Origin of the sequence: Kitasatospora sp. NPDC059599 (genome assembly GCF_042735125.1) — a bacterium.
Classification (GTDB): domain Bacteria; phylum Actinomycetota; class Actinomycetes; order Streptomycetales; family Streptomycetaceae; genus Kitasatospora.
Genome location: NZ_JBHWCL010000031.1, coordinates 19,250 through 41,128, shown reverse-complemented (window position 1 = coordinate 41,128; position 21,879 = coordinate 19,250). Strand labels below are relative to the sequence as shown.

The 21,879-nt window shown below is 73.3% G+C and carries 27 protein-coding genes; 17 read left to right on the top strand and 10 right to left on the bottom strand.

All coding sequences use genetic code 11. From position 1 onward, the window contains the following. Positions 1-287: 287 nt before the first annotated feature. The 3 genes from ACFV04_RS14045 (at position 288) to ACFV04_RS14035 (ending at position 3,382) form a co-directional block, all read left to right on the top strand. Complete coding sequence (locus tag ACFV04_RS14045) at positions 288-887, top strand: hypothetical protein (protein ID WP_380529094.1); 600 nt, start codon at positions 288-290, stop codon at positions 885-887. Between the two features lie 45 nt (positions 888-932). Beyond that, positions 933-1,736: a class I SAM-dependent methyltransferase gene (locus ACFV04_RS14040; RefSeq protein ID WP_380529092.1), complete on the top strand. Its 804-nt coding sequence runs from the start codon at positions 933-935 to the stop codon at positions 1,734-1,736. A gap of 359 nt (positions 1,737-2,095) precedes the next feature. Then, entirely contained in the window at positions 2,096-3,382 is a 1,287-nt protein-coding gene (locus tag ACFV04_RS14035; RefSeq protein WP_380529090.1) for an MFS transporter, read from the top strand. Between the two features lie 180 nt (positions 3,383-3,562). Here ACFV04_RS14035 and ACFV04_RS14030 read toward each other — a convergent pair whose 3' ends face one another. Continuing rightward, a complete protein-coding gene (locus ACFV04_RS14030) occupies positions 3,563-4,189 on the bottom strand; it encodes an XRE family transcriptional regulator (protein ID WP_380529088.1) in 627 nt (208 codons plus the stop codon). 264 nt (positions 4,190-4,453) lie between these two features. On the opposite strand from ACFV04_RS14030, the gene ACFV04_RS14025 reads away from it, so the two are divergent. The 7 genes from ACFV04_RS14025 to ACFV04_RS13995 all read left to right on the top strand — a co-directional run bounded on the left by ACFV04_RS14025 (position 4,454) and on the right by ACFV04_RS13995 (position 7,992). Next, positions 4,454-5,059 carry a CatB-related O-acetyltransferase gene (locus ACFV04_RS14025; protein ID WP_380529087.1) on the top strand — a complete coding sequence of 202 codons (606 nt, stop codon included), beginning with the start codon at positions 4,454-4,456 and terminating at the stop codon, positions 5,057-5,059. Positions 5,060-5,150: 91 nt separating this feature from the next. Continuing rightward, positions 5,151-5,561: a PPOX class F420-dependent oxidoreductase gene (locus ACFV04_RS14020; protein ID WP_380529085.1), complete on the top strand. Its 411-nt coding sequence runs from the start codon at positions 5,151-5,153 to the stop codon at positions 5,559-5,561. 134 nt (positions 5,562-5,695) lie between these two features. Further along, positions 5,696-5,866: a hydrophobic protein gene (locus ACFV04_RS14015; RefSeq protein ID WP_380334908.1), complete on the top strand. Its 171-nt coding sequence runs from the start codon at positions 5,696-5,698 to the stop codon at positions 5,864-5,866. A 140-nt stretch (positions 5,867-6,006) separates the two neighbouring features. Then, positions 6,007-6,495, top strand: a complete 489-nt coding sequence (locus tag ACFV04_RS14010; protein ID WP_380334906.1) for a hypothetical protein — start codon at positions 6,007-6,009, stop codon at positions 6,493-6,495. Between the two features lie 127 nt (positions 6,496-6,622). Further along, positions 6,623-6,745, top strand: a complete 123-nt coding sequence (locus ACFV04_RS14005) for a hypothetical protein (protein ID WP_380529083.1) — start codon at positions 6,623-6,625, stop codon at positions 6,743-6,745. Positions 6,746-7,064: 319 nt separating this feature from the next. Then, positions 7,065-7,316 (top strand): hypothetical protein, encoded by a 252-nt coding sequence (locus tag ACFV04_RS14000; protein ID WP_380529081.1) that lies wholly within the window; start codon positions 7,065-7,067, stop codon positions 7,314-7,316. Positions 7,317-7,398: 82 nt separating this feature from the next. Further along, on the top strand, positions 7,399-7,992 hold the full coding sequence (locus ACFV04_RS13995) for an isochorismatase family protein (RefSeq protein WP_380529079.1): 594 nt from the start codon (positions 7,399-7,401) through the stop codon (positions 7,990-7,992). 161 nt (positions 7,993-8,153) lie between these two features. On the opposite strand, the gene ACFV04_RS13990 is transcribed toward ACFV04_RS13995, so the two are convergent. After that, positions 8,154-8,567, bottom strand: coding sequence for a MarR family winged helix-turn-helix transcriptional regulator (locus ACFV04_RS13990; protein WP_380529077.1), 414 nt, complete (start codon positions 8,565-8,567; stop codon positions 8,154-8,156). Between the two features lie 281 nt (positions 8,568-8,848). Then, positions 8,849-9,691, bottom strand: a complete 843-nt coding sequence (locus ACFV04_RS13985) for an NAD(P)H-binding protein (protein WP_380529075.1) — start codon at positions 9,689-9,691, stop codon at positions 8,849-8,851. Positions 9,692-9,796: 105 nt separating this feature from the next. Here ACFV04_RS13985 and ACFV04_RS13980 point away from each other — a divergent pair, with 105 nt between their 5' ends. The 3 genes from ACFV04_RS13980 (at position 9,797) to ACFV04_RS13970 (ending at position 11,780) form a co-directional block, all read left to right on the top strand. Continuing rightward, positions 9,797-10,381: a MarR family winged helix-turn-helix transcriptional regulator gene (locus tag ACFV04_RS13980; RefSeq protein WP_380529073.1), complete on the top strand. Its 585-nt coding sequence runs from the start codon at positions 9,797-9,799 to the stop codon at positions 10,379-10,381. A gap of 182 nt (positions 10,382-10,563) precedes the next feature. After that, the gene (locus ACFV04_RS13975; RefSeq protein WP_380529071.1) at positions 10,564-11,298 is read left to right on the top strand and encodes a hypothetical protein; all 735 of its coding nucleotides are present in this window, start codon (positions 10,564-10,566) and stop codon (positions 11,296-11,298) included. 107 nt (positions 11,299-11,405) lie between these two features. Continuing rightward, entirely contained in the window at positions 11,406-11,780 is a 375-nt protein-coding gene (locus ACFV04_RS13970) for a hypothetical protein (RefSeq protein ID WP_360266067.1), read from the top strand. A gap of 91 nt (positions 11,781-11,871) precedes the next feature. Here the strand turns inward: ACFV04_RS13970 and ACFV04_RS13965 are convergent, their stop codons facing one another. Beyond that, positions 11,872-12,729: a patatin-like phospholipase family protein gene (locus ACFV04_RS13965; RefSeq protein ID WP_380529069.1), complete on the bottom strand. Its 858-nt coding sequence runs from the start codon at positions 12,727-12,729 to the stop codon at positions 11,872-11,874. A 774-nt stretch (positions 12,730-13,503) separates the two neighbouring features. Between ACFV04_RS13965 and ACFV04_RS13960 the strand changes: the two genes are divergently transcribed. Then, positions 13,504-13,701 carry a hypothetical protein gene (locus tag ACFV04_RS13960; protein ID WP_380529067.1) on the top strand — a complete coding sequence of 66 codons (198 nt, stop codon included), beginning with the start codon at positions 13,504-13,506 and terminating at the stop codon, positions 13,699-13,701. A 91-nt stretch (positions 13,702-13,792) separates the two neighbouring features. Next, positions 13,793-14,584: a DUF2785 domain-containing protein gene (locus tag ACFV04_RS13955; protein ID WP_380529065.1), complete on the top strand. Its 792-nt coding sequence runs from the start codon at positions 13,793-13,795 to the stop codon at positions 14,582-14,584. Between the two features lie 55 nt (positions 14,585-14,639). Here the strand turns inward: ACFV04_RS13955 and ACFV04_RS13950 are convergent, their stop codons facing one another. Further along, the gene (locus tag ACFV04_RS13950; protein ID WP_380529063.1) at positions 14,640-15,077 is read right to left on the bottom strand and encodes a hypothetical protein; all 438 of its coding nucleotides are present in this window, start codon (positions 15,075-15,077) and stop codon (positions 14,640-14,642) included. Positions 15,078-15,214: 137 nt separating this feature from the next. Further along, entirely contained in the window at positions 15,215-15,790 is a 576-nt protein-coding gene (locus ACFV04_RS13945) for a hypothetical protein (RefSeq protein WP_380529061.1), read from the bottom strand. Positions 15,791-16,013: 223 nt separating this feature from the next. On the opposite strand from ACFV04_RS13945, the gene ACFV04_RS13940 reads away from it, so the two are divergent. Beyond that, a complete protein-coding gene (locus tag ACFV04_RS13940) occupies positions 16,014-16,940 on the top strand; it encodes an alpha/beta hydrolase (protein ID WP_380529059.1) in 927 nt (308 codons plus the stop codon). A gap of 176 nt (positions 16,941-17,116) precedes the next feature. On the opposite strand, the gene ACFV04_RS13935 is transcribed toward ACFV04_RS13940, so the two are convergent. The 3 genes from ACFV04_RS13935 to ACFV04_RS13925 form a co-directional block, all read right to left on the bottom strand. Beyond that, a complete protein-coding gene (locus tag ACFV04_RS13935) occupies positions 17,117-17,467 on the bottom strand; it encodes a DUF6296 family protein (protein ID WP_380529057.1) in 351 nt (116 codons plus the stop codon). Next, entirely contained in the window at positions 17,464-17,808 is a 345-nt protein-coding gene (locus tag ACFV04_RS13930) for a hypothetical protein (RefSeq protein WP_360266086.1), read from the bottom strand. Before ACFV04_RS13930 ends, ACFV04_RS13935 begins: the two co-directional genes overlap by 4 nt. Positions 17,809-18,394: 586 nt before the next feature. Then, positions 18,395-18,967, bottom strand: a complete 573-nt coding sequence (locus ACFV04_RS13925; protein ID WP_380334869.1) for a TetR/AcrR family transcriptional regulator — start codon at positions 18,965-18,967, stop codon at positions 18,395-18,397. Positions 18,968-19,069: 102 nt separating this feature from the next. Here ACFV04_RS13925 and ACFV04_RS13920 point away from each other — a divergent pair, with 102 nt between their 5' ends. After that, positions 19,070-19,981: an alpha/beta hydrolase family protein gene (locus ACFV04_RS13920; protein ID WP_380529055.1), complete on the top strand. Its 912-nt coding sequence runs from the start codon at positions 19,070-19,072 to the stop codon at positions 19,979-19,981. A gap of 85 nt (positions 19,982-20,066) precedes the next feature. Here the strand turns inward: ACFV04_RS13920 and ACFV04_RS13915 are convergent, their stop codons facing one another. Then, positions 20,067-21,842, bottom strand: coding sequence for a glycoside hydrolase family 35 protein (locus ACFV04_RS13915; protein WP_380529053.1), 1,776 nt, complete (start codon positions 21,840-21,842; stop codon positions 20,067-20,069). Positions 21,843-21,879 lie beyond the last annotated feature (37 nt).

Here is a 21,879-nt window from a genome sequence, read left to right as displayed (position 1 = left end):
TCGGTTTCAACCTGATCCGCGACCCTTAAACGTGCCGGTGTGCGCAATTGGGCGGCACACAGGGGCCCGGGAGCAGGCTACGCTCCCGGGTCCTCTTTTCCTTTCCCCACTTGGTCACTCCTCCGACCGTCCCCTCCCCGCGGCCCGACTCCCCCGGACGATCCGACGGTTACCCGTGCCCCGCCGCCGCCCCTACCGTCGGGGAGTCACCCGCGGGTCGCTGTCGCCTGGTCGGGCCGGCTTCGGGAGGCGGGCGCCCGGGCCGGCGCCGCAGAGAGGCGTGCACCGTGTCCGCGGCCGCGAACTTCCGTACGGCGAAGCAACTGACGGGCGGCCGGGTGCTGCTGTGGTCACTGCTCGGCCGGCTGCCGAACGCGATGACCCCGATCGGCACGCTGCTGCTGGTCAGCCGCAACACCGGCAGCGTGTGGTCCGGTTCGCCGGTCGCCGGGGCGCTGGCGGGCGGTCAGGCCCTCGGCGGCCCGGTCCTCGGACGGATCGCCGACCGGCACGGGCAGCGGACGGTGGGCCTGGCCGCCGCCCTCGTCAACGCGGCCGCCCTGATCACACTCGTCGTCGTGTCCGAGCGCGGGCTCCCCCTCGGCTGGCAGGTCGTGCCCGCCGCCCGGCTCGGCGAGGCGATGGCCGCACTGGTCAGCGCACTGATCCTGGCGCAGGCCGCGGGCACCTTCCTCGCCGGCTGGGCCGCCGGCCACGTCGCCCCGGGCACCGTCCCCTTCGCCGCCCCCTTCGCCGTCACCACCGGGGCCGCCGCGACCGCCCTCGCCGCCTGCACCGCCACCGAACGCCGCTACCGCCGTCGCGACGACCCGACCCACGCCCCCGCTCCCCGGGCCGGCCGGGCGGCCCGGGTGGGCGGAGGGTGAAACGGGTCGGAGGAGGAGTTCACGGAGTCGGAGGAGAGTGGAGGGGTGGAGTCCTCCCCCGGCGGCCGGTTCGCCTCGACGGTGCCGTACTACGCGAAGTACCGGCCCGCGTACGACCAGCGCTTGTTCGCGCTGCTCCGCCGACGCTTCTCGCTCGACGGCACCCAGCGCGTGCTGGACCTCGGGGCCGGCAGCGGAGCCCTCACGCTGCCGCTGGCCCCCCTCCTGCGCGAGGTGATCGCCGTCGATCCCGAGCCCGCGATGATCGCCGAGGGCCGACGGCTCGCCGCCCGGGCGGGCGTGAACGGCGTCAGCTGGCGGCTCGGCGACTCCGACACGCTCCTGGCGCTGGACGTGGGGCCGGTACTGCTCACGGTGATGGGCGCCTCCTTCCACTGGACGGACCGCGAACGGCTGCTGCGGGACCTGGACACCCTGATCGAGCCCGGAGGCGCGGTCGTGCTGGCGACCTGCGGAGCCCGGCACGACGACCTCGAACCGCCGGACTGGCTGCCCGTGGTCGAGGAGGTGCGCCGCCGCCGTACGGACCAGGACCGCCCGCCCGGCTCCGGGCCGGCCGGGTATCCCGACGTGCACCACCGCGAAGTCCTGCTCCGCTCGCCGTTCTCCCGGATCGAGGAGAGCCACTGGGACCGGACCGTCAGCCGGAGCGCGGAACAGGTCATCGGACTTCAACTCTCCTACAGCTTCACCAGCCCGGCCGCGCTCGGCGCCGGTCGCGCGGCCTTCGAGGACGACCTCCGCCGGGCACTGACCGCCCTCCGACCCGGCGGCGGTCAGTTCGACGAACGTGTCCGCACGGAGGTCGTCATCGCCACCAGACCGTAGCGGCGGCGGTGGCGGTGGCGGTGCCGGCACCGCTCTGCTCATCTGGCTCCGCTCGTAACAGGCACCCCCGAGAGGGAAGCACCACTACGCACAACCGGGCGTGCCGTGCGCAGATTCCCGTTTTCGCTGTGACATTCCCCCACCGCCGGGTGCCTTCTCACGATGGCTCCCACCTGGGCATACTCCACGCCTGCCTCGTCTCAGGACACCACAGTGCGGGGGCCGTTGGGCGTGCCACTCAGTCTCTCGACGAGCAGTTCGCCCCTCGTGATCCTCGCACCGGAGTCGTGTGGCACGCCGCCTCCACATGCACGTCCCTGAACCCGGGACGACACGATCGACAGACAATGGAGTACAGGGTGAGTCAAGCCCCCGCCACGTCAACCGACAGCACTGCCGGGCGATTCGGCGACGCACGCCGATCCTGGCCGGTACGGCGAGGGCTGCTGCTGGAGTCCGGGCCCCAGCGGAAGCTGGCCCTCGCCGGCTTCGTCAACCAGCTCGGCACCGCGGCCTTCCTGGCAACCGTGCCGCTGTACGCCCATCAGGTGATCCAGCTGTCCATCGGACAGGTCGGCCTCGGCCTCGGTGCCGCGGGAGTGGTCGGGCTGATCGCCGGGATCCCGGTAGGACATCTGGCCGACCGCCGCGGCCCGCGGGACATCTTCGTGATCACTCTGCTGATCCAGACACTGTCCATGCTGTCGCTGCTGTTCGCCCACTCGTTCCTGGCGTTCACGCTGGCCGTGGCCGTGACGGACCTCGCCGGCTCGTCCGGCGGTGCGGCTCGTGGCCCGTTGATCCGCCGCTTCGGCGGTGACGAGGTGCCGAAGTTCCGCTCCTACCTGCGATCGGTGGCCATGCTCGCCGGCACGTTCGGCGCGATGGCGGCCGGTGCGGTGGTGCAGATCGACAGCGACTTCGCCTACCGCGTCCTCATCCTCGGCAACGCGCTGACGTTCGTCGGCAGTGCCGCTGTCCTGGTCGGGCTGCCCAAGCTCGACCCCCTGGCGTCCCCGCGCGAGGAAGGCCGGTGGATCGCGCTCAAGGACAAGCCGTACATGGCGTTCGTCGTGCTCGACGGCATCATGTGGATCCACAACGAGGTGCTGTCGTTCGCCCTGCCGCTGTGGGTGGTCCTGCACACGGACGCACCGCGGTGGTTCGTCGGTCCGGCGATCGCCGTCAACACCGTGATGGTGGTGTTCCTGCAGATCCGGACCAGTCGCGGGGTCAAGGGCGGCACGGCCGCCGGCCGGGCCACCCGCCGCGCCGGGTTGGCGTTCATGATCGGCATGGCGGTCATCGCAACAGCCTCCGGAGTACCCGGCTGTGCCGCCGTGGCCATCATGACGGCCGGCGTCGCCATACACACAGTGGGCTCGCTGTGGCATGCGGCCGGCTCGCTGGAACTGCGGTTCCGGCTGGCTCCCGCACACGCCCAGGGCCAGTACTCCGGACTGTTCGGCATGGGCATGGGCCTGTGCTACACCGTCGCACCGAGCCTGCTGGGCCTGCTCTGCGTCACCTGGGGGACGCCCGGCTGGCTCGTGATGGGCGGCGTGTTCGTCGCAGCCGGCCTCGCCATGCCCTACGTGATCCAGTGGGCCGGCCGCAGCCGGGAGATCGCGGACACCGCCGACTGAGCTGCCCCGGACCTGGTCACCCCTCGATCCGATCGCCCACGCCGCCCGCTGACATCGACTACCGCACATCGTCTTCGAGCAGGAACAGGGATGACTCTCGATCGGGGAGACAGGGCCCTCGTGCCACATCAGGCGCTCGGAGCAGCGCCGACGCCGCATCGTGATGCCGCCGCCCGTCAGCTACTGCGAACTGCCGTCGTCGAGTCCGGCAATGACTCTGACGTCCGCTTCGGACATGCCCAGGACCTTGGCGATCTCCTGGGTGAGCAGGGGCTCCGGGTTGTGTCTTCCGATGCGAAGCATCTGGATGGTGGGCGCCGACCGTCCGGTTTCCATTGCCATCGCCCGGACCGGGATCCCGCGCAGGTCCATCAACCCGGTGAGCACTCTTGCGAACGGGTGCGGCTCCAGCCGCCCGGCCGGGGCGACGGCAGGACCGAGGACCACGTCGCCGATCTTGGCCTGGAATCGGATCAGTCGGTCACCCGAGAATCCGACCTTCGCGACGAAAGGCAGGCTCTCGCCGCCGCCGGAACCGACCGTGCCCGGCACCGACACTTCGGTGAACGTCGAAGGGTAGCCGTGGTGGTCACTGTCGATCTCCACGGGAAGGCCCGGTTCGACGTGGCTGACCTGCCAGTCGCGGTTCCACCAGGGAAGTTCCTGCAGCACCTCGTTGAAGAAGGGGGGCAGCACAGTGAGATCCACCGGGTCCGGAGGGTTCTTCTGACCGCCCCACAGAATTCCGGGCCAGTACGTCAGTGCCGCGATCACGTGCACCGTCAGCGTGCGGTTGGCAATCTCCATGCCCACACTCTCCCACCAGTCGACAGAGCAACCTCTCGCTACCGGGCAAACGTTGTCCGACGCGACACCAGCCGGACAGGGCTCGGCCGAACCGGTGCCGACCGAACCGGTCCCGGCCGAACGGGTCCGCCGTCCCACGCCGTGCGCGCACGGGGCGACCCCGCGAAGGCTGCGATCATGGACGCGTCGTCCACACCGTCGCACGTGAACCGGATTGGTGCTGCCGTGAGTTCTGTCCCGCCGGACCCTTCGACGCTCCACCCGATGCCGGAACAACCGCGTGTCGTCCTCCTGAAGCCGCTGGTGACCTCCCCCCTGATCGAGGTCGGCGAGTACTCCTACTACGATGATCCGGACGGGGCGACCGACTTCGAGACGCGGAACGTGCTGTACCACTACGGCCCGGAAAAGCTCGTCATCGGGAAGTACTGCGCGCTGGGGACCGGGGTCCGGTTCCTCATGAACGGCGCCAACCACCGGATGGACGGCCCGTCGACCTTCCCGTTCCCGATCATGGGCGGGGGCTGGGCCGAACACCTCGACCTCCTCGCCGGCCTCCCCGGCCGCGGAGACACGGTGGTCGGCAACGACGTCTGGATCGGCTACCGCGCCATGGTGATGCCCGGAGTCCGCATCGGCCACGGCGCCATCGTCGCGTCCGGAGCCGTCGTCGTCGACGACGTCCCCGACTACGGCATCGTCGGCGGCAACCCGGCCCGGCTCATCCGCACCCGCTACAGCGCGCCCGACGTCGCCCGCCTGCTCGCCCTGGCCTGGTGGGACTGGCCGGCCGAACACCTCACCCGGCACGTTCGCACCGTCATGTCCGGCACCGTCGAGGAGTTGGAAGCCGCCGCGCCCGCCGGGTGACGGGCCCGGAAATCCGACCGGCCCCGACTCGGCGTGTTGCGGCCCCGACGGCCTTGACCTCAAGCGCACTTGAGTTCCTAGGCTCGACCGCATGATCTTCACCGAGAAGGAACGCGAGTACCTCTCCGCCCAGCTGCTGGCCCGGCTGGCCACCACCGGCCCCGACGGCCGTCCACAGGTCCGCCCGGTCGGCTTCCGGCTCAACGCCGACGGCACCATCGACATCGGCGGGCCCGCCATGGCCCGCAGCCGCAAGTACCGCAACGTGCAGGCCAACCCCGACGTCTCCGTGCTGGTGGACGACCTGGCCCCGGCCGACGACCCGGTCGCGGGCGGGTGGGGGCGCGGCGTCGAGATCAGGGGCCGGGCCGAGACGCTGACGGTCGACGTGCCGCCGGTGGCGCCCGATCGCTTCAGCAACGACATCGTCCGCGTCCACCCCCGCCGGGTCATCACCTGGAACCTGGAGGCGCTGGGGAGCACCGCCCGCAACGTCGACTGACACGGGGAACGGGAGTCGCGAGACGGCGGGCGGCAGACGGCAGACGGCAGACGGGAAATCCGGGGGAATACCCGTCCGGAGTCGGGGCAGGCGAATGACGTCCACAGCCGTCACCGACCGGGAGGTCGATCACCGTGGTTCCGCTGCTCCTCGTTCTCCTTCTGGCCCTGGTCCTTTTCGGTGCGGGATTCGCCGTCAAGATCCTGTGGTGGGCCGCCGTCCTCGTCCTGGTGATCTGGCTGCTGGGATTCATCGCACGCGGTTCCGGCACCTCCGGAAACCGCGGCCGCTGGTACCGCTGGTGATCCCCGGACAACGGGAATTCCGGAGCGGTACGCGTTCCGCAAGAAAGCACCACGGAGGAACGCGTACCGCCCGGATCCGGTCGATCCGGAACCGACGAAGCGGGCGCGCCCGCGGACGGAACGAGGGGAAGAAGGTCGCCATGAACCCCCTGCACAGGACGCCTCACCCGGCCGCCGTGGAAGCCCTCCGGGCGCGGGCCCACGAGGCGGTCGCCGGCCCCGCCGCGGCCACGGCGGACGGCCTGTGGCGCACCGCCAGGTCCGTCACGGCCCGACTGGGCCGGACCCGTCCGGGCCACGCCGCGACGCACCGCACGCGGCCCCGGGCGGCTGCGGCCGACGGCCACCGCCGACGGGTGGCCCTACGGACCGCGGCCGCCGCCCGGGACCGACTGACGGACTCCGCGCACGGCGCCCGCGCGGCCGTACGCACGGTCCGGCACTCCGTGCGGACGGCCGCGCGCCGGAACCGGGGCCGCACGCACACCGCGTTCACCACGCCGACCGCGCTCGCGATCCCGACGGCAGAGGCCTCGACGGCTGCGAAGGCCGCCCGGATCGGCGCAGCAGTGGCCGCACTGACGGCAGGCGTCGTCGGGATGTTCCTGGCACGCCGGCGACGGGGCTGACATTCCCGCCGCACCGAGCCGGGGAAGCCGCCGAATTCCCCGGAGGAACTCCCCGGAGGAATCCGACGGAGGAATCCGACGGACCGGTGGGTGCCCGAAAACGGGAACCCACCCCGGAGGGTGCCCCATGAGCGTTGTCGGAAAGCTCGACGACCACCAGCCGCGGCACCGCAGGGCGGGCCTCGCACTCGCGGTCCTCTACACGTTCATCGACGATCAGGACACATTCACGGCGGCCCTGATCACCTAGTGCGGATTCCTGTCGCTCTTCCCGATGCTGCTGCTCCTGGTCGCGACACTCGGATTCGCGCTTCACGACGGTCCACAGCTGCAGCAGCAGGTCCTGCATTCCGCCCTCGGCCGGTTCCCGGTGATCGGCGACCGGATCGAGCACAGCATCCACTCCTTCCACGGCAGCGGATTCGCGCTCACCGTCGGCATCACGGGCAGTCTCTACGGCGCGCCGGGAGCCGCGCAGGCGCTCCAGAACGCCTTCAACCACTACGTCGGCCACGAACTGTGCGGCGCCACGGCCACGTACGGGCTGTTTCGGCGTGGTGCTCGGCCTGATGGCCTGGGTCTACCTCGGCGCCCTCACCCTCGTGCTCTGCCCGGAGAGTGCGGCGGTGTGCACCCGCCGACTGTGGCCGGGCGGCATCACGGCGCCCTTCACCGACGACGGCGCGCCGTGCGGCGCGGACCGGCGGGCCTACGCCTCCTGCGCCACCGCGGCCGCCCACGAGCCGTGCGAGGAGGTCACCGTCGACTCCACAAGCCCCCCGCCGCCCCGGCAGGACGCCTACGGCCCGGCGGCCGAGTGAACCCGGCAGCCCGAACGCGACCGCCCCGTCACCGACGGGGCACGGATCAGGTCCACAAGTCTCCTCCGGAAAGGACTGCGCCATGCACCGCGCACTGATCGTCGTCGACCTGCAGAAGGACTTCTGCGAGGGCGGCAGCGTCCCGGTCAGGGGCGGGGCCGACCGGGCCCGCGCCATCGCCGACCTCGCCGGCCGCACCGCCGGCACCACGTACTCCCACATCGTCGCCACCCGCGACCACCACATCGACCCCGGCGGCCACTTCTCCGACCACCCGGACTTCCGCGACTCCTTCCCGGTGCACTGCGTCGTCGGCAGCGACGGCGGCGAGTTCCACCCCCACTTCGCCCCCACCGCCCAGTCCGGCACCGTCGACGAGGTCTTCTACAAGGGCGCGCGATCCGCCTCCAAGAGCGGCTTCGAAGGCTTCACCGAGTCCGGCACCCCCCTCACCGACTGGCTGCGCGCCCGCGACGTCACCCACGTCGACGTCGTCGGCATCGCCACCGACCACTGCGTCAAGGCGACGGCCCTCGACGGCACCCGCGCCGGCTTCACCGTCCGCGTCCTGCTCGACTACACCGCAGGCGTCGCCCCCGACACCACCGCCGACGCCCTCGACGAACTCCGCCGAGCCGGGGTCCACCTCACCGGCCACCCCGTCGTCCTGACCTGACCCGAACAGCACGCCGGCCCGGCCGTCGCGGCAACGGCACCGGGTACAGCTGGAGACGTGGAGCCGGTCCGGCTGCCGCAGTCGACGGTGGCGCCGACCCGGGGCGCCGACCCGGGGATAGCGATTCCGCTACCGCTGACGAGACCGCGGCCGGGGTGCAGTCATCGTTCTGCCCCGTTCTCCAGGTTGTAGGTCATCCGTTCCAGGACGGTGACGGCGAGCCGGTACTCCTCGCCGGTGATACCGGCTGTCGACAACTCCCGGAAGGCGTCGACGCGTTCGCCGACCTCGGCGAGGCGGGCGCGGCCGTCGTCGGTCAGGGCGAGGCGGCCCGGCTCCGGGCGGATGGCCCAGCCGTCGGCGACGGCGGTCCCGATGGCCTCGGTCAGGGTGGTGACGTCGGCATTGGCGGCCAGGACGGTCAGCACGCCGGTGTCGGTGGCCTGCGGGTCGTCCCCGACGACGTTGAGGACCTGCCAGGCGGGTCGGGTGAGGCCGAACTCGCCCAACACGGTGTTCATGGAGGTGGTGAGGGCCTTGTCGGTGCGGTTGAGCCAGTATCCGATGGGCTTCACTTGGTGCTCCCGGGTGGGTCGGTGGTGCCGGGGTCGGGCGTTGCGGGTCGGCAGCCGCACGAGGGCGCGGCAGGCGAAAATGGCGACGACGACCACGGCGAGGCTGTGGACGGCTGCGTTCGAGGAACCGCCGGGGTCGGGAAGTAGACGGTGGTGACGGCTGCGGCGCCGATGCAGTCGGCGAGCTGGGCGACGGCGGACAGGGAACCGCTGGCGCTGCCCGACTCCTTCGGGCCGACGCCGCCGCGGGTGACCTCGCCCGTGGCCCGGGCCCGTCCGGATCAGTGCCGGGTGAAGGCGGGGGCGTTCTCGCGGGCCCACTGCCGGTACGTGCGGGCGGGGCGGCGGAGGAGGGTGTCGGTGGTGTCGGCGATGGCCGCCGGACCGTGGTCGGCGGCCTCCCACAGGTCGAGCAGCGAGGAGACCACCGGTGCGGGCATGTAGGTGCCCATCTGCTGCTCGGCCTCGGCGCGGGTGATCCGCTCGACCGGGATCTCATGGCCGAGGGTGTCGGCGAGGACGGCGAGCTGCTCGCGGAAGCTGAGCGACTCGGGGCCGGTCAGCGTGACCGAGGAGCCGGTGAGGGAGGTGCCGGTCAGGGCCTCGACGGCGATGTCGGCGATGTCCTCGGGGTGGATGGGCGCGATGTGCGCGTCCGGGTAGGCGAGTTGGACCGGCATCGACCGGCCGATGGCGCGGGCCCAGCCGAGCGAGTTGCTGGCGAAGGCGTCCGGGCGCAGGAACGTGCGGGTGAGGCCGGAGGCGGCGAGGGCGCGCTCGACCTGGAGGCTGTGGTTGGCGAGCGGGTCGTTCTCGGCGTCGGGGCCGAGGACGGAGGACGAGGAGAGCAGGACGACGTGCTCGACGCCGGCGGCCTCGGCGGCCTCGGCCAGCTCGTGCACGCCGGTGGGCTGGGGGTAGAGGAAGACCTGGCGCACTCCGCGGAGCGCGGCCTCGAAGGTCTCGGGCCGGTCGAGGACAAGCCCGACGGTCTCGACGCCCGCCGGGACGGTCAGTTCGGCGAGGTTGGCGCTGGCAGCGCGGACGGTGCGGCCGGCGGAGTGCAGGCGGCCGATGACGGCCTGGCCGACCTTGCCGCGGGCGCCGGTGATGAGGATGGTCATGAGGGACTCCATTCGCTGCTTAACAACATATGCATGCTTACATGCACACGTTTGCGAGTCAACACATGCCTTCATGAGGTCATCCATACCTTGTACGATGGGGGCATGACGAAGCATGAGCCGAAGACGGCGAACGAGCTGCTGAACGCCGTAGGCCCGGCCTTCGGGAAGCTGCGACGCTCCTCGCTCCTGGACGTCGAGGACCCGATCTCCCAGAAGGACCTCAGTCGCACGCTGGTGCTCAGAATCGTCCTGGAGTCCGAGCAGAACGCCCCGGACAACGGGCAGGACAACGGGCAGGAGAACGGCCAGTCCGGGCAGTCCGGGCAGTCCGGGCAGTCCGGGCAGTCCGGGCAGTCCGGCGCCAACGAGGTCACCGTCGGCGCGGTCGCGCGGCACCTGGGCGTGGACCCGTCGGTAGCCAGCCGCATGGTCTCCGACTGCATCTCGGCCGGCTACCTGATCCGCGCGGCCTCCCAGCAGGACGGCCGCCGCACCGTCCTCCGACTGAGCCCCGAAGGACGCGAGTTGATGGCCCGCTTCGGCCGCCACCAGCGCTCGGCCTTCGAGTACATCACCGCCGACTGGAGCGAGCGGGAACGCCTGGAGTTCGCCCGCCTCATGCTCAAGTACGTCGCCTCCCAGGACGCCCTCCGCCACCGACCCCCCGGCGAGAACCCCCCGCGCTGAGCGGCCGGGCCTTCGATCACGGCAGAACGTACGGGATTCGAACTCGCGAGCGGGTGCCCGCAGCGGGCTCTCCGGCGGTCCACCGCGCGCTGCCGATCGGCTGCCCCCGGGCGGCGGGCGAGCGGGACGGCTGCCGGGGCCCACCGCTCGCGGCGGTCGCCGGGCCTGGTTGGATCCTCCGCATGACGGACTGGACGGAACTCAGCCACGCCTACGGCTCTGCCGAGGACATACCCGCCCTGCTCGCACGGATCGCGGCGGAGCCGGAGCCCGGGCTGTGGAGCGAACTGTGGTCCGCGCTCTGCCACCAGGGCAGTGTCTACTCGGCCAGCTTCGCCGCACTGCCCTGGCTGGCCGGCACGGCCGAGAGCGACGACCGGGAGCAGGCGGTGAACGCCCTCTGTCTTGCGGGTTCCATCGTGGCGGGTGCCGGGCAGTCGCACGGCGCGGATGACGTCCGGGCCCGGTACTCGGCGGAGATCGCGGCGCTGTCGGTGTCGGCGAACCGCCGTCTCCGGACCGCGGCCGACCAGGTCGAGTACGTCGACCTGCTGGCGTCCATGCTCGGCTTCGAGGGTGTCGAGGGCTGGGGCGAGGACCTGGCGTGGGGGCTCGGGGCCGAGGAGTTCCAGGTCTCCTGTCCCGGATGCGAAGCCGGGCTGTTCATCGCCCTCGGCGAAGGCGGGTTCTTCTGCAGCAGCGAGGACTACGCCCTGTCGGACGAGCCCGTCGAGAGCCGCCCGCTCCGGCCGGCGCGCCCTGCGGATCTGACGGGCCTCGGCGGTCGCCTCCACGGCATCGCGCTCGGCGACGGCCGGGACGAGGTCGCGCGTCTGCTGACCTACGTCTTCGGGGACGCGTCCTGCCCGGACTGCGGGAGCGGGTTCTCGGTCGCCGACCGGATCGGCGCCGGATAGTCCCGATCCCCGCGAGGTCCGGCGCGCGGTGCCGGTGTCGTGCCCGGCGGATAATGGCCGCGGGCCGGCGGCGCCGGCGGAACGGATCGAGGAGAGGCAGAGGACGGATGACCCTGGTGGAAGGCCTGCGTGTCAGGCTGGCCGAGGACCTCGGGATCGGTGAGGCGGTCGCCGGGGAACCCGGGGCCGTCGTCGGCTTCCTCTCGTTGGGGGCCGGGATCGAGGGCACCGTCGAGCGGGTGGACGGGGAGCTCCCGGAGAGCCACGAGGTCCGCGAGTACCAGCGGCTCAAGGCACTGTTCGAGGACTACGGGCACACCATGCCGGTGGCGAGCCGGGAGCGGCTGGAAGCGGAGATCGCCGTGCTGGAGCCGCAGTGGGCCGCGTTCCGGGACCGGGGGAAGCTGGTGACGGTCCGGGTGCGGTGGGACAACGGCCTCGTCCTCGACGGCGCGCACCAGGACGTCCTGGTCCCGCTGTGACGGACGACGCCCCGGAGCGGTGACGGGCCCGGCACCGGGTCGGGCCCGGGCGCTCGGCCGGGTCGGGCACCCACGGCGGGTGGCCCGCCGTTCAGTCCCCGGTGCTGCGGCGTACCGGCCAGGTGCGGGCGACCGAGGCGGCGAGCGCCGTGCCCTGGCGGTGGCCGGCGCGGGCGGCGGCCGGGCGGCGGGCGTTGGCGGTCAGGTTGCGTCCCATGGCGCGGCGGGCGTCGGCGTCGGGCGCGATCAGAGTGGTGTGGGTGCCTGCGGCGCGCAGTTCCGCCGCCTGCTGGTGGGCACCGGGGTGCGGGCCGACGGCGGTGGGGATGGGCGTGACGGCGAGCACCTGGCGGTGGCCGGAGGCGAGTTGGAGGTTGCCGGTGGAGCGGGTGCCGCCGTCGATCCAGCGCCGCCCGAGGGCTGCGGCGGGCGGCCAGACCAGCGGGACGGCGCAGCTGGCGGCGACGGCGTCGGCGAGGTCGAGGCCGGAGTCGGCGTCGAAGGCTTCGACGGTGCCGGTCTCCGCGTCCACGGCGGTGATCCGCAGGGTGGCCGCGGGCCAGGCGGTGGCACCGTTCAGCAGGGTGCGCACGGTGTCGTGGAGGTCGTGGGCGGGGGTGGGACGCGCGGTCAGGGCGGCGCGGCCCAGGCGTCGGACGGAGCGTTCGGGGTCGCGGGTGGCGAGGGCCGCCCAGAGGAAGCGCAGGGTCTGTGCGGTGGTGACGCCCATGTCGACCCGGTCGAGGTCGGCCAGTTGACGTTCGTACAGGTCGCGGGCGGTTTCGCCGCTCACGAGCCGGGTGCCGAAGACGGCTCCGGCGGAGGTGCCGATGACGGTGTCGGCGGCGGTCAGGTCGATCCCGCCGTCGGCGAGGCCGGCGAGCACGCCGGTCAGCCACGCCCCGCCGACCGGTCCGCCGCCGCCCAGCACCAGTGCTGTCCCGTCCATGGTGTTCCTCTCCCCCAGCCGCCAGAAGTGGGGATTACTCCCCACTTCATTCTCGTGTGACGATACACCGCCGGAGGACGGCGCGGAACGGCCAAGGCGGCGTCAGACATCGGCCCGGACCGGGAGATCGACGACCCGCCGCACCCACCGGCCGCAGCGCCGCCCGCCCCCACCGGCCGCAGCGCCGCCCGCACCGACCACGAGCAGCGACATCAGGGTGCGCAGCAGCGCGCCTGCGCACTACAAAGTGGGGATGGCCGTCTCCTTCTGTTTCACCTACGGCACCGTGATCAGGCCGGAACCGGTCGGGCTCGCCTGGTACCTCCTGGTCCGGGAGGACGAGGACGGGACGGAACGGCTCTGGGGGAGGTGCGCGGGAGTCGAGGGACTGTTCGTCGACCCGGTCCCGCCGCCGCGCGAGGTGCTCACTTTCCGCGGCTGCCGCCCCGACGGTCTCCTGAAGGACGTCCTGGCCGGGCCCGGCGTCTCCCTGCGGGGGCCTGGGCGACGTGTGCGTCGAGGTCCGCAGCGACGGGCGGCCCGTGCAGTGGTGACACTCGTCGACGCGGTCGTGCCGGCGCATCGGCCCCACCCGGCGGACCCGGCGCGGTACGACGTCGTGTTCGGCGCCGGCGTCAGGAGCGAGGGGAGCGGCGTCGCGCTGCCCGCGGCGCCGCGCTTCGAGCTGTTCGCAGGACCGGTGTCCACCACGAACGCCGGCCGGTGCGCCGCCGTCGACAGCCTGTTCAAGGCGCGGGCGGAGCCCCCGTTCCGATGGAGCTCGTCGGCTGTGAGCCTGCGGAGCCCCTGCTCGCGGTGCTGCGGCACCCCGGGCGGTCGGAGCGGGACCGGGCCCGCCTCCTGGTGCTGGACCGTCATGGCGCGTGGGAGGACCCGCAGGGCCGGCTCTCCTACGTCGAGGAGATCGTGCGACTCCTCGAACGGCGCGGTGTCACGGTCGTGCTGCGGTGAGCCGCCGACGCGGGTCCCGCTGACGGGTCGAGACCGGTGCCCGGACGTAATTCGCGGGCGCACGCACCGGCCGGAAGCTAGGCTGCCCGCCGTGATCGACTGGAAGAGCGTCGAGGCCGCCGACTGCGCCGTGCCCGCCGGCCGCCCCGTGGACGACCTCGTCGGCGAGCTGTCCCGGGCGCTGGCGAATCCCGATCCGCTGGTCCGGGACGGCGCGCCCTACACCGTCCTCGCGACCTGGATCGCCCGCGGGACGATCGGGACGCCCCGGCGGCTGGAACTCGGGGACGAGATGGCCGGCCGGTTCGCCGACCCCCGGATCGAGGCCCGCAGCTTCGCGCCCCTCGTGCTCGACATGCTGGTGGCCGCAGGGGACTTCAGGGCCGGCTGGGTCGACGCGTTCGAGCGCTGGTACCCGGCGGAGCAGGACCTGCGCGGCCACGACGGGACGCTCGGCTGGCTCCACGCGGTGGCGCACGGCGCGGACCTGCTCGCCCGGTTCGGCCGCCACCCGGAGGTGGCGCCGACCCGGATGCTGGACCTCGCCGCCGCCCGGCTGACGGCACCCACCGACCACGTCTTCGAGCAGATGGAGGACGACCGCCTGGCCCGGGCCGTCGCCCTGGTCCTCGCCCGTACCGACCTCGGCGAGCGCGACGCCGTCGGCTGGCTGGAGCCGATAGCCGACCGCTTCGGGTCCGACCGCATCAGCACCCCGGTGCCCGCCCACATCAGCAACTGCCTGCGCACGCTGCGCCAGCTCCACGTCCTCGCCGACCGGGGCGTGCGCCCCGGCGGCGACCTGCCCGCGGAGCCCGTCCCCCACCGCGACACGGTCAAGTCCGGCGTCGCCGCCGTCCTCGACCGGATCGTCAGGCGCTGACCGGCGGGACACGGACCGACCCGCCTCCGCGGGGGAGCACGAGGGCCCGCCCGGATCAGGCGGCCGGGTCCGCGGGGGCCTCTGCCAGCCGGGCCTCGATCTCCTCCAGGACCGGACGGTAGGCCTCCTCAGCGGCCCGCATCAGGGTCCGGCACTCGGCGAACAGCCGCCGGGAACGGGCCCTGCGGCCGGGTATCAGGTCGTAGCGGCGCAGGCGCACCGACCGCATGTCCACCATGAAGCCGGGCCTGCAGCGCACGCCGTGGGCGTGGCGCACGACGTCCTCGGCGTGGCTCAGCAGACCGTCGTAGGCGTCGTGGGCGACCTTCCAGCGGGCGGCGTCCTCCGGGGTCCCGGGCACCTCGATGCCGCGCCCCGGCGGCTGGATGACGTCGTACAGGGTGAATTCGAGGTCCTCGGGCACCTGGACCCAGCGCATCACGCGCCACGGCCACGGGATCAGGGTGTAGGTGCGGTGCTTTACGCGTATCACGCGGTCCCCCCGGGGTCTGTGCGGATCGGGCCGGACGGCCCGCACCCGCACCAGGTGCGCTGATGCGTCGCCGAGCCGCCCCGCGCCCGCGGCGGGCCACCGGTCCGTTCGGCCGACGCGGACGTGCACGCCGCAACCTACTCCACGTAGGCCGGTTCCGGCTCCGCCCCCGGGCAGCAGACGGTGTCCTCATCGGCGATCTCCGCGAGGCAGCCACCGCAGAGCCACACCGTCTCGGGCTCCGCGGGCCCGGACGCGGACACCTCGTTGTCACGCACCGTCAGCTGCCAGGTGTCCCAGGACTCCTCGCCCTGCGCGTCGATCACACCGTTCAGCACGTGGTCGAAGGTGAAGCCCTCGAACCCGGCCTCGCCCCGGGCACGGGCGCCGGGCTTCAGGAAGTGGTCGATCAGGTAGGCCATCCACTCCGACGCGTCGTAGAACTTCTCGTGCCCGTTCCATTCGATCGCGGCCCCGTCATCCGTGGGCTCCCACTTGCACCACAGGCCGGGCTGGCCCGCCGGCGGCCTGTTGAAGTCGCGGATGTCCGCGTCGTGGCCCTGTCCCGCGAAGCCGGTGCCGCCGACGTAGTAGGGACCGTGGGCACGGTCCATGCGCCGGGTGTGCGCGAACGTCCGCAGGTAGGCGATCTCCTGCGCGCCGAGTCGCGGCTCGACGGCGATCCGTCCGGTGAACGTCGTGGTGTAGCCCATGCCCGGGATCGTAGCCACGCCCTCCGACATCCCGGACCGTCCGGCCGGGGGCCGGGCGACGTCGATCACGGTGACCGATGCCGGAGGACCGTGTCAGCACCGTCATTTGACTGTTCCGCCGGACTCCTCCCGGGCGCAGAGTGAAGGCCCGGTCGGCGCCCGGCCGGTACGGGGCGGGCGCCGGCGGAGCAGTGACGAGCCGATCGACAGGGAGAGTGCCCGCATGGCCAGGTCCGACATCCGTTTCGACAGCGCCGGCATCGAGATCGCCGCGCACCTGTACGTCCCCGACCTCCCGGCGGTCCGGGGGCTTCCGGCGCTGGTGGTCGGACACCCGGGGACGGGGGTGAAGGAACAGGCCTCCGGAACGTACGCACGACGGATGGCCGAACGTGGTTTCGTCACCCTCGCGTTCGACGCGGCGCACCAGGGCGAGTCCGGTGGGCTGCCGCGCGGGCTGGAGGACCCGGCCCGGCGCGTGGAGGACTTCAAGGCCGCGGTGTCGTACCTGGTCACCCGTCGGGAGGTCGACGCGGAGCGGATCGGTCTGCTCGGCATCTGCGCGTCGGGCGGCTACTCGCTGGCCGCGACCGGCGGTGACAGCCGGGTCCGGGCGGTGGCCGCCGTGTGCACCGCCGACCCGTCCCGGCAGTTCCGGCTGGGGGCCGACGGCGGCCAGGACCCGGCCGTCTTCCGGGCCCTGCTGGACGCGGCCGCGCGGGCCCGCACCGCCGCCGCCCTCGGTGAGGACCCCGGCGTGATGACGGTGTTCCCGGAGACGGCCGAGCAGGCGGGCGCGCTCGGCGGCGAGCACGGCGCCGAAGGCTTCGCGTACTACTGCACCTCGCGCGGTGGGCACGAGCGTTCCGCGAAGGTCCTGGCCTGGGAGAGCATCGACCGGCTGGCCGGCTACGACCCCTTCTTCGCCGTCCCGCTGATCGGCCCCCGCCCGGTGTTGCAGATCGTCGGCGAGCGCGCCGTCACCTCCTGGATGGCCGTCGAAGCGCACCAACGCGCCACCGGGCCCAAGGAGTTGTACCGGATCGAGGGGGCGAGCCACGTCGACCTCTACGACCGCAAGGAGTACGTCGACCAGGCCGTCGACAAGCTGGCCGGCTTCTTCGGCGCTCATCTGGCCTCCGCGAGCTGACCGGCCACCCGTGTGCGTGCGACCGGGAGGGGCGGACGAGGGGCCCGCGTCCGGCGGTGGGCCACCCGGGGGCGGCCGGGGCCGCCGTCGCGGGCCGGGGCGCGGGGCGATGTCAGTGCCCCGCGCTAGTCTCCGGGGACCCTGAGGAAACGCGGGGCCCGCTCCCGGGAATTCGCCTACCGGGAGTGGGTCCGGCCCTCGGCCGCGGCGGCGCCGGGCCGGAACGGGACTGCGCCGAACGGGGTCACACCGGACGGGCCGGTCGAGCCCGACGGGCCGAACGGGCCGGACGCGCAGGGCTCTGCGGTCAGGATGCGGGTGTCCGCCGGACGGGCGATGACACGGTGGCTGCCCTCGGCGCTGATCTCCACCAGGAGCCGCCCCTCGCAGCCGGTGTAGAGGGGGTGCCCGGCGGGGCCGAGGCGGCCGGTGGCCGCGACGGGCGAGGTGCTGAGCGTGCCGGCGGGGCCGCGCAGCCGCAGCAGGTAGCCGGACACGGGCGCGGAGGTGCGGACGGGCGCGCTCACGGTCGCCGGCCGGCCGGGACGAAGCCGAGGATCCAGCCCAGCGCGTGGGCCGCACCGGCCGCGCGGGCCCGTGCGTCCTCCGGGCGGCCGGGGTCACGGGAGGCCTCGATGGCGGCACGCTCCTCCACCGCCAGGTCGAGTTCGGACGGTGCACCGTCCAGCACCCGGCCGGTCACCGGCGCCGGACCCACCGGGTCGAGCGCCCACCGGTACACGGCGAGCGCCCCGGCCGCCTCGACGGCCACGGGCCCCGCGCCGCGGCCGGTGAGCTCGGCGACCCCGGCGGCGACCTCCTCACGGGGGCGAACGGCGATGAACTCCGGTTTCGGCTGACCGGGCACGGACCCACCTCAATCACGGCAGAGGAAAGCAGAGAGCACAACGGCCGCGTGGCCGCGTGGCCGCACGACAGCGGGCGCCCGCTGGGGCGGGCGTCGGGCGGCCGGGCTGATCCGACCATCCTGCAGTGCGCGGGCCGCGAACGCACGACGGCGGCGGCGGCGGGTTCGCGCGTCGGGCCCGACGGCGTCGACGGTTGCGGACCCGGCCGGCGAGTCACGGCGGGTCACGGCGGGTCGGTGCCGGTGGGCCTGCCGCCGAAGGCCCGGCGGACGGGAGCCCGGCCGACGGCCGGGACACCGACGGCGGGCCGATGGCGGGCCGACGGCGGGCAGCGGCAGCGGCGGCGGGCAGCGGGCCGGCCCCGGACGGTGCGCCCGAACGGGCCGGGCGGAGCCGTGCCGGGACGGGCACGGCCGTCGGGCCCCCCGGCGGGGCCGCGCCTTGCGCGCCCGGGCAGGGGGCGATGGTGCGCGCAGCACGCGGCTGGGACGGGCCGGGGGCCGTCACCCTGCCGTGCCATCACCCTGCCCTGCCCTGCCCTGCCCTGCCGTGCAGTGACGTGCAGTGCCGTGCCGTGCCGTGCCGTCACCCTGCCGTACTGCGGCATCCGGCAAGGAGGGTGGCGACCATGTGCTTCGCGTCGGCCTGGTCGTAGTCGGGGCCGGTGATGCTGAGGTTCCCGATGGCGCGCATGAAGGTGTAGGCGGTGATGCCGGGGGCGAGTTCGCCGGCGGCGGCGCAGGCGTCCAGGAGCGTCGCGCAGGCGGGGACCAGGGTGTCGAGCATGAGGGCGTGGAGGTTCTCCAGCCCCGGATCGCCGGACCCCAGTGCCGCGCCGAGGCCGTGCTTGGTGACGAGGAACTCCACGAACGCGTCCGCCCAGCGGGTCAGGGCGGTGAACGGGGAGGCTGATTCCGCCAGCAGGCGGGGCGCGAGCGCGGCGCAGGTGTCGATCTGGTGCCGGTAGACGGCGGTGACGAGGTCCGCCCGGGTCGGGAAGTTCCGGTAGACCGTGCCGACGCCGACGCCGGCGCGGTCGGCGATGTCCCGGACGGGGGCCTGGACCCCCTGGTCCACGAAGACCGCCGCGGCGGCCGCCAGCACGGCGCTTCGGGTGCGCTGGGCCTGTGCTTGGCGTACTCCGACCGGTTCCGGCACGGGTTTCTCCTTTACTCGCGGAACATTGTTCCGCTAGATTGGCGGAACGCTGCTCCGCCAAATTATGGCAGAGCCTTCCCTCGGAGAAAGCGCAGGTCTCCCATGCCCACCCGCCACCTCGACCGACGGATCGTTGCCGTCAAGCCCATCACCGTTCCCGCCCCCGGCCGCGGCGTCGACCTGCAGGTGAAGGTCACCGCCCCGGTGTCGGGCCAGGACCTGCCCGTCATCGTGTTCTCCCACGGCAACGCATGGTCCCTCGACGGGTACGAGCCCCTCGTCGACCGGTGGGCCGCCGCCGGATTCGTCGTCGTGCAGCCCACCCACCTGGACTCCCGCCGCAACGGCATCGGGTGGGACGACCCGCGCTTCGCCACCATCTGGCGCGTGCGGATCGCCGACCTCCACGCGGTCCTCGACAACCTCGGCGACGTCCTCCACCAGGCCGGCGGCCTGGAGGTCCGCGCCGACCACGAGCGCATCGCGGTCGTCGGCCACTCCTGGGGCGCCCAGACGGCCGGGACGATCCTCGGCGCACGCGTGCTCGACGCCGACGGCCTGCCGGGCGAGGACTTCTCCCACCCCGCGGTCTCTGCCGGCGCACTGATCGCCGTGACCGGAACCGGCGACAGCCTCACCCCGTTCGCCGCCGAGCACCTTCCGTTCATGAGGCCGGACTACTCCACCATGACCACCCCCGCCCTGGTCGTCGCAGGCGGCAAGGACCGGTCGCAGCTCTCCACCCGGGGGCCGGAGTGGTTCACCGACGCCTACCACCTCGGCCCGGCCCCGAAGAGCCTGCTCGTCATCGCCGACGGCGAGCACACCCTGGGCGGCATCGCCGGCGAGGCGGTCGCCGAGACCGGCGACGAGGACCCTGCCCGCGTCGCCCTCGTCGCCGACGCGGTCTCCGCCTACCTCCTCGACGCCTTCGAGGTCGACGGCGCCGCGTGGACCGCACTGCGCGACGCCGCGGCGGCCGGCGACGGCACGTGGAGCATCTCCGGCAGGTGAACCCGCCGGGCCGGGGAGACGGCGCCCTCACGACACGCCCGGGGTGGGGCGCTGCCCGCCATGCGCGGTGGTCCCCCGGCGGCCCTCAGTCCTCGGTCGGGCCGAGGTCGGGCCGGTCCCGCAGCCGGACGGTGGGCGTGGTGGAGGCGTGGAGTTCCAGGACGGTGATCTCGTTCCCGCCGCGGCGGAGCACCGGCGCGGGGACGTACAGGGTGGTCTGCGGGCCCCGGGACCAGTAGCGGCCGAGGTTGAAGCCGTTGATCCACGCCTGGCCCTTGGTCCAGCCGGGCAGCGCCAGGTACCCGTCGGCGGGCTCCTCGACGTGGACGCGGCCCCGGTGGAAGGCCGGGCCGACGACGGGCACGGCGGGGGCGGCGGGGGCGGCGGGCACGGCGGCGGGGGTGAAGCTGAGGCCGTCGAGGGTGTCCAGGGGCAGCGCGCGGCTGGACCAGCCGGCCGGCTCCTCGCCGTTGACGGTGACCGGGCCGAGCAGGCCCTTGCGGTCGTGGATGCCGGTCCCGTAGTTGACCCGGCCCTGGTTCTCCACCAGGACGGCCAGGCGCGCGCCGCGCCGGTGCGCGGTGAAGGCGAGGGCGTGCTCGTGGTTCTCGCGCTCCAGCACGCCGACGGGCTGCCCGTCGACGAAGACCTGCGCCCGGTCGCGGACCTCGCCGGCCCGGAGCACGACGGGCCCGGCCGCCGGCAGCTCCATCTCGTACAGCACGAAGCCGAACGACTGGCCGAGCTGCTCCATGGTCTGCGGACGGTGGGCGGTGACGGCCGGGCCGAACAGCTGCGCCTGGTCGAACAGGCCTGCGCAGGAGTCGAGTTCGACGGTGACGGGGGCGAGCTTGGGACCGGGGGCGGGGACCGGCTCGGCCGGGACGGGCGCGTGCTTCGCGATGACCTCGCGGAACGCCCGGTACTTGGGGGTGGGGTCGCCGGCCTCGTCGAGGAGCGAGTCGTAGTCGTAGGAGGTGACGGTGGGCCGGTAGGTGCCCTTGTCGTTGGCGCCGTTGGTGAAGCCGAAGTTGGTGCCGCCGTGGAACAGGTAGACGTTGACGGAGGCGCCGGCGGCGAGCAGGCGGTCCAGGTCGGCGGCGGCGTCGGCGGGGCTGCGGGTGGTGTGGGTGGCGCCCCAGCGGTCGAACCAGCCGATCCAGAACTCCGAACACATCAGCGGACCGGTCGGCTGCTGCCTGCGCAGTTCGGCGAGGCCGGAGTCGACGCGGCTGCCGAAGTTGGCGGTGCGCAGCACCCCGTCCAGACCGCCGCGTTCCAGGTCGGCGGGCTGGTCGCAGGTGAACAGGGGGACGTCGACGCCGTGGGTGCGCAGCAGTGCGGCGAGGTCGGCGAGGTAGCCGCGGTCCTCGCCGTACGCGCCGTACTCGTTCTCCAGCTGGACGGCGATGACCGGGCCGCCGCCGGTGGACAGGTGGGGTTTGACGGCCGCCATGAGGTCGGCGAGGTAGCCGTCGACGGCGGCGAGGAAGCGGGGGTCGCGGCTGCGCAGCCGGATGCCGTCCTCGGCGAGCAGCCAGGCGGGCAGGCCGCCGCCCTCCCATTCGGCGCAGATGTAGGGGCCGGGGCGGAGCAGCACGTGCAGGCCCTCGGCGGCGGCCAGGTCGAGGAACCGGGGCAGGTCGAGACCTCCGTCCCGCCGGAACCGTCCGGGCCGGGGGGCGTGGAGGTTCCAGGGGACGTAGGTCTCGACCGTGTTGAGTCCCAGCAGCCTCGCCTTGTGGAGGCGGTCGGCCCACTGCTCCGGGTGGACACGGAAGTAGTGCAGTCCGCCGGAGATGATGCGCAGCGGTCGGCCGTCGAGGCGGAAGCCGTCGTCGGCGGTCTCCAGTCGTGGCATGCCGGGGTGCTCCTAGCTGGTCGGTGTGGGGGCGGGC

What these genes read in the sequence shown, in the direction of transcription:
- ACFV04_RS13995 (WP_380529079.1), top strand. Translation starts at nt 7,399, where the DNA reads ATGCACCGCGCACTGATCGTCGTCGACCTGCAGAAGGACTTCTGCGAG.
- ACFV04_RS13940 (WP_380529059.1), top strand. Translation starts at nt 16,014, where the DNA reads ATGGCCAGGTCCGACATCCGTTTCGACAGCGCCGGCATCGAGATCGCC.
- ACFV04_RS13945 (WP_380529061.1), bottom strand. Translation starts at nt 15,790, where the DNA reads ATGGGCTACACCACGACGTTCACCGGACGGATCGCCGTCGAGCCGCGA.
- ACFV04_RS13985 (WP_380529075.1), bottom strand. Translation starts at nt 9,691, where the DNA reads ATGACCATCCTCATCACCGGCGCCCGCGGCAAGGTCGGCCAGGCCGTC.
- ACFV04_RS13980 (WP_380529073.1), top strand. Translation starts at nt 9,797, where the DNA reads ATGACGAAGCATGAGCCGAAGACGGCGAACGAGCTGCTGAACGCCGTA.
- ACFV04_RS13920 (WP_380529055.1), top strand. Translation starts at nt 19,070, where the DNA reads ATGCCCACCCGCCACCTCGACCGACGGATCGTTGCCGTCAAGCCCATC.
- ACFV04_RS13915 (WP_380529053.1), bottom strand. Translation starts at nt 21,842, where the DNA reads ATGCCACGACTGGAGACCGCCGACGACGGCTTCCGCCTCGACGGCCGA.
- ACFV04_RS14000 (WP_380529081.1), top strand. Translation starts at nt 7,065, where the DNA reads ATGGCCTGGGTCTACCTCGGCGCCCTCACCCTCGTGCTCTGCCCGGAG.
- ACFV04_RS14010 (WP_380334906.1), top strand. Translation starts at nt 6,007, where the DNA reads ATGAACCCCCTGCACAGGACGCCTCACCCGGCCGCCGTGGAAGCCCTC.
- ACFV04_RS14005 (WP_380529083.1), top strand. Translation starts at nt 6,623, where the DNA reads ATGAGCGTTGTCGGAAAGCTCGACGACCACCAGCCGCGGCACCGCAGG.
- ACFV04_RS13970 (WP_360266067.1), top strand. Translation starts at nt 11,406, where the DNA reads ATGACCCTGGTGGAAGGCCTGCGTGTCAGGCTGGCCGAGGACCTCGGG.
- ACFV04_RS13975 (WP_380529071.1), top strand. Translation starts at nt 10,564, where the DNA reads ATGACGGACTGGACGGAACTCAGCCACGCCTACGGCTCTGCCGAGGAC.
- ACFV04_RS14020 (WP_380529085.1), top strand. Translation starts at nt 5,151, where the DNA reads ATGATCTTCACCGAGAAGGAACGCGAGTACCTCTCCGCCCAGCTGCTG.
- ACFV04_RS13965 (WP_380529069.1), bottom strand. Translation starts at nt 12,729, where the DNA reads ATGGACGGGACAGCACTGGTGCTGGGCGGCGGCGGACCGGTCGGCGGG.
- ACFV04_RS14030 (WP_380529088.1), bottom strand. Translation starts at nt 4,189, where the DNA reads ATGGAGATTGCCAACCGCACGCTGACGGTGCACGTGATCGCGGCACTG.
- ACFV04_RS13960 (WP_380529067.1), top strand. Translation starts at nt 13,504, where the DNA reads ATGGAGCTCGTCGGCTGTGAGCCTGCGGAGCCCCTGCTCGCGGTGCTG.
- ACFV04_RS14025 (WP_380529087.1), top strand. Translation starts at nt 4,454, where the DNA reads ATGCCGGAACAACCGCGTGTCGTCCTCCTGAAGCCGCTGGTGACCTCC.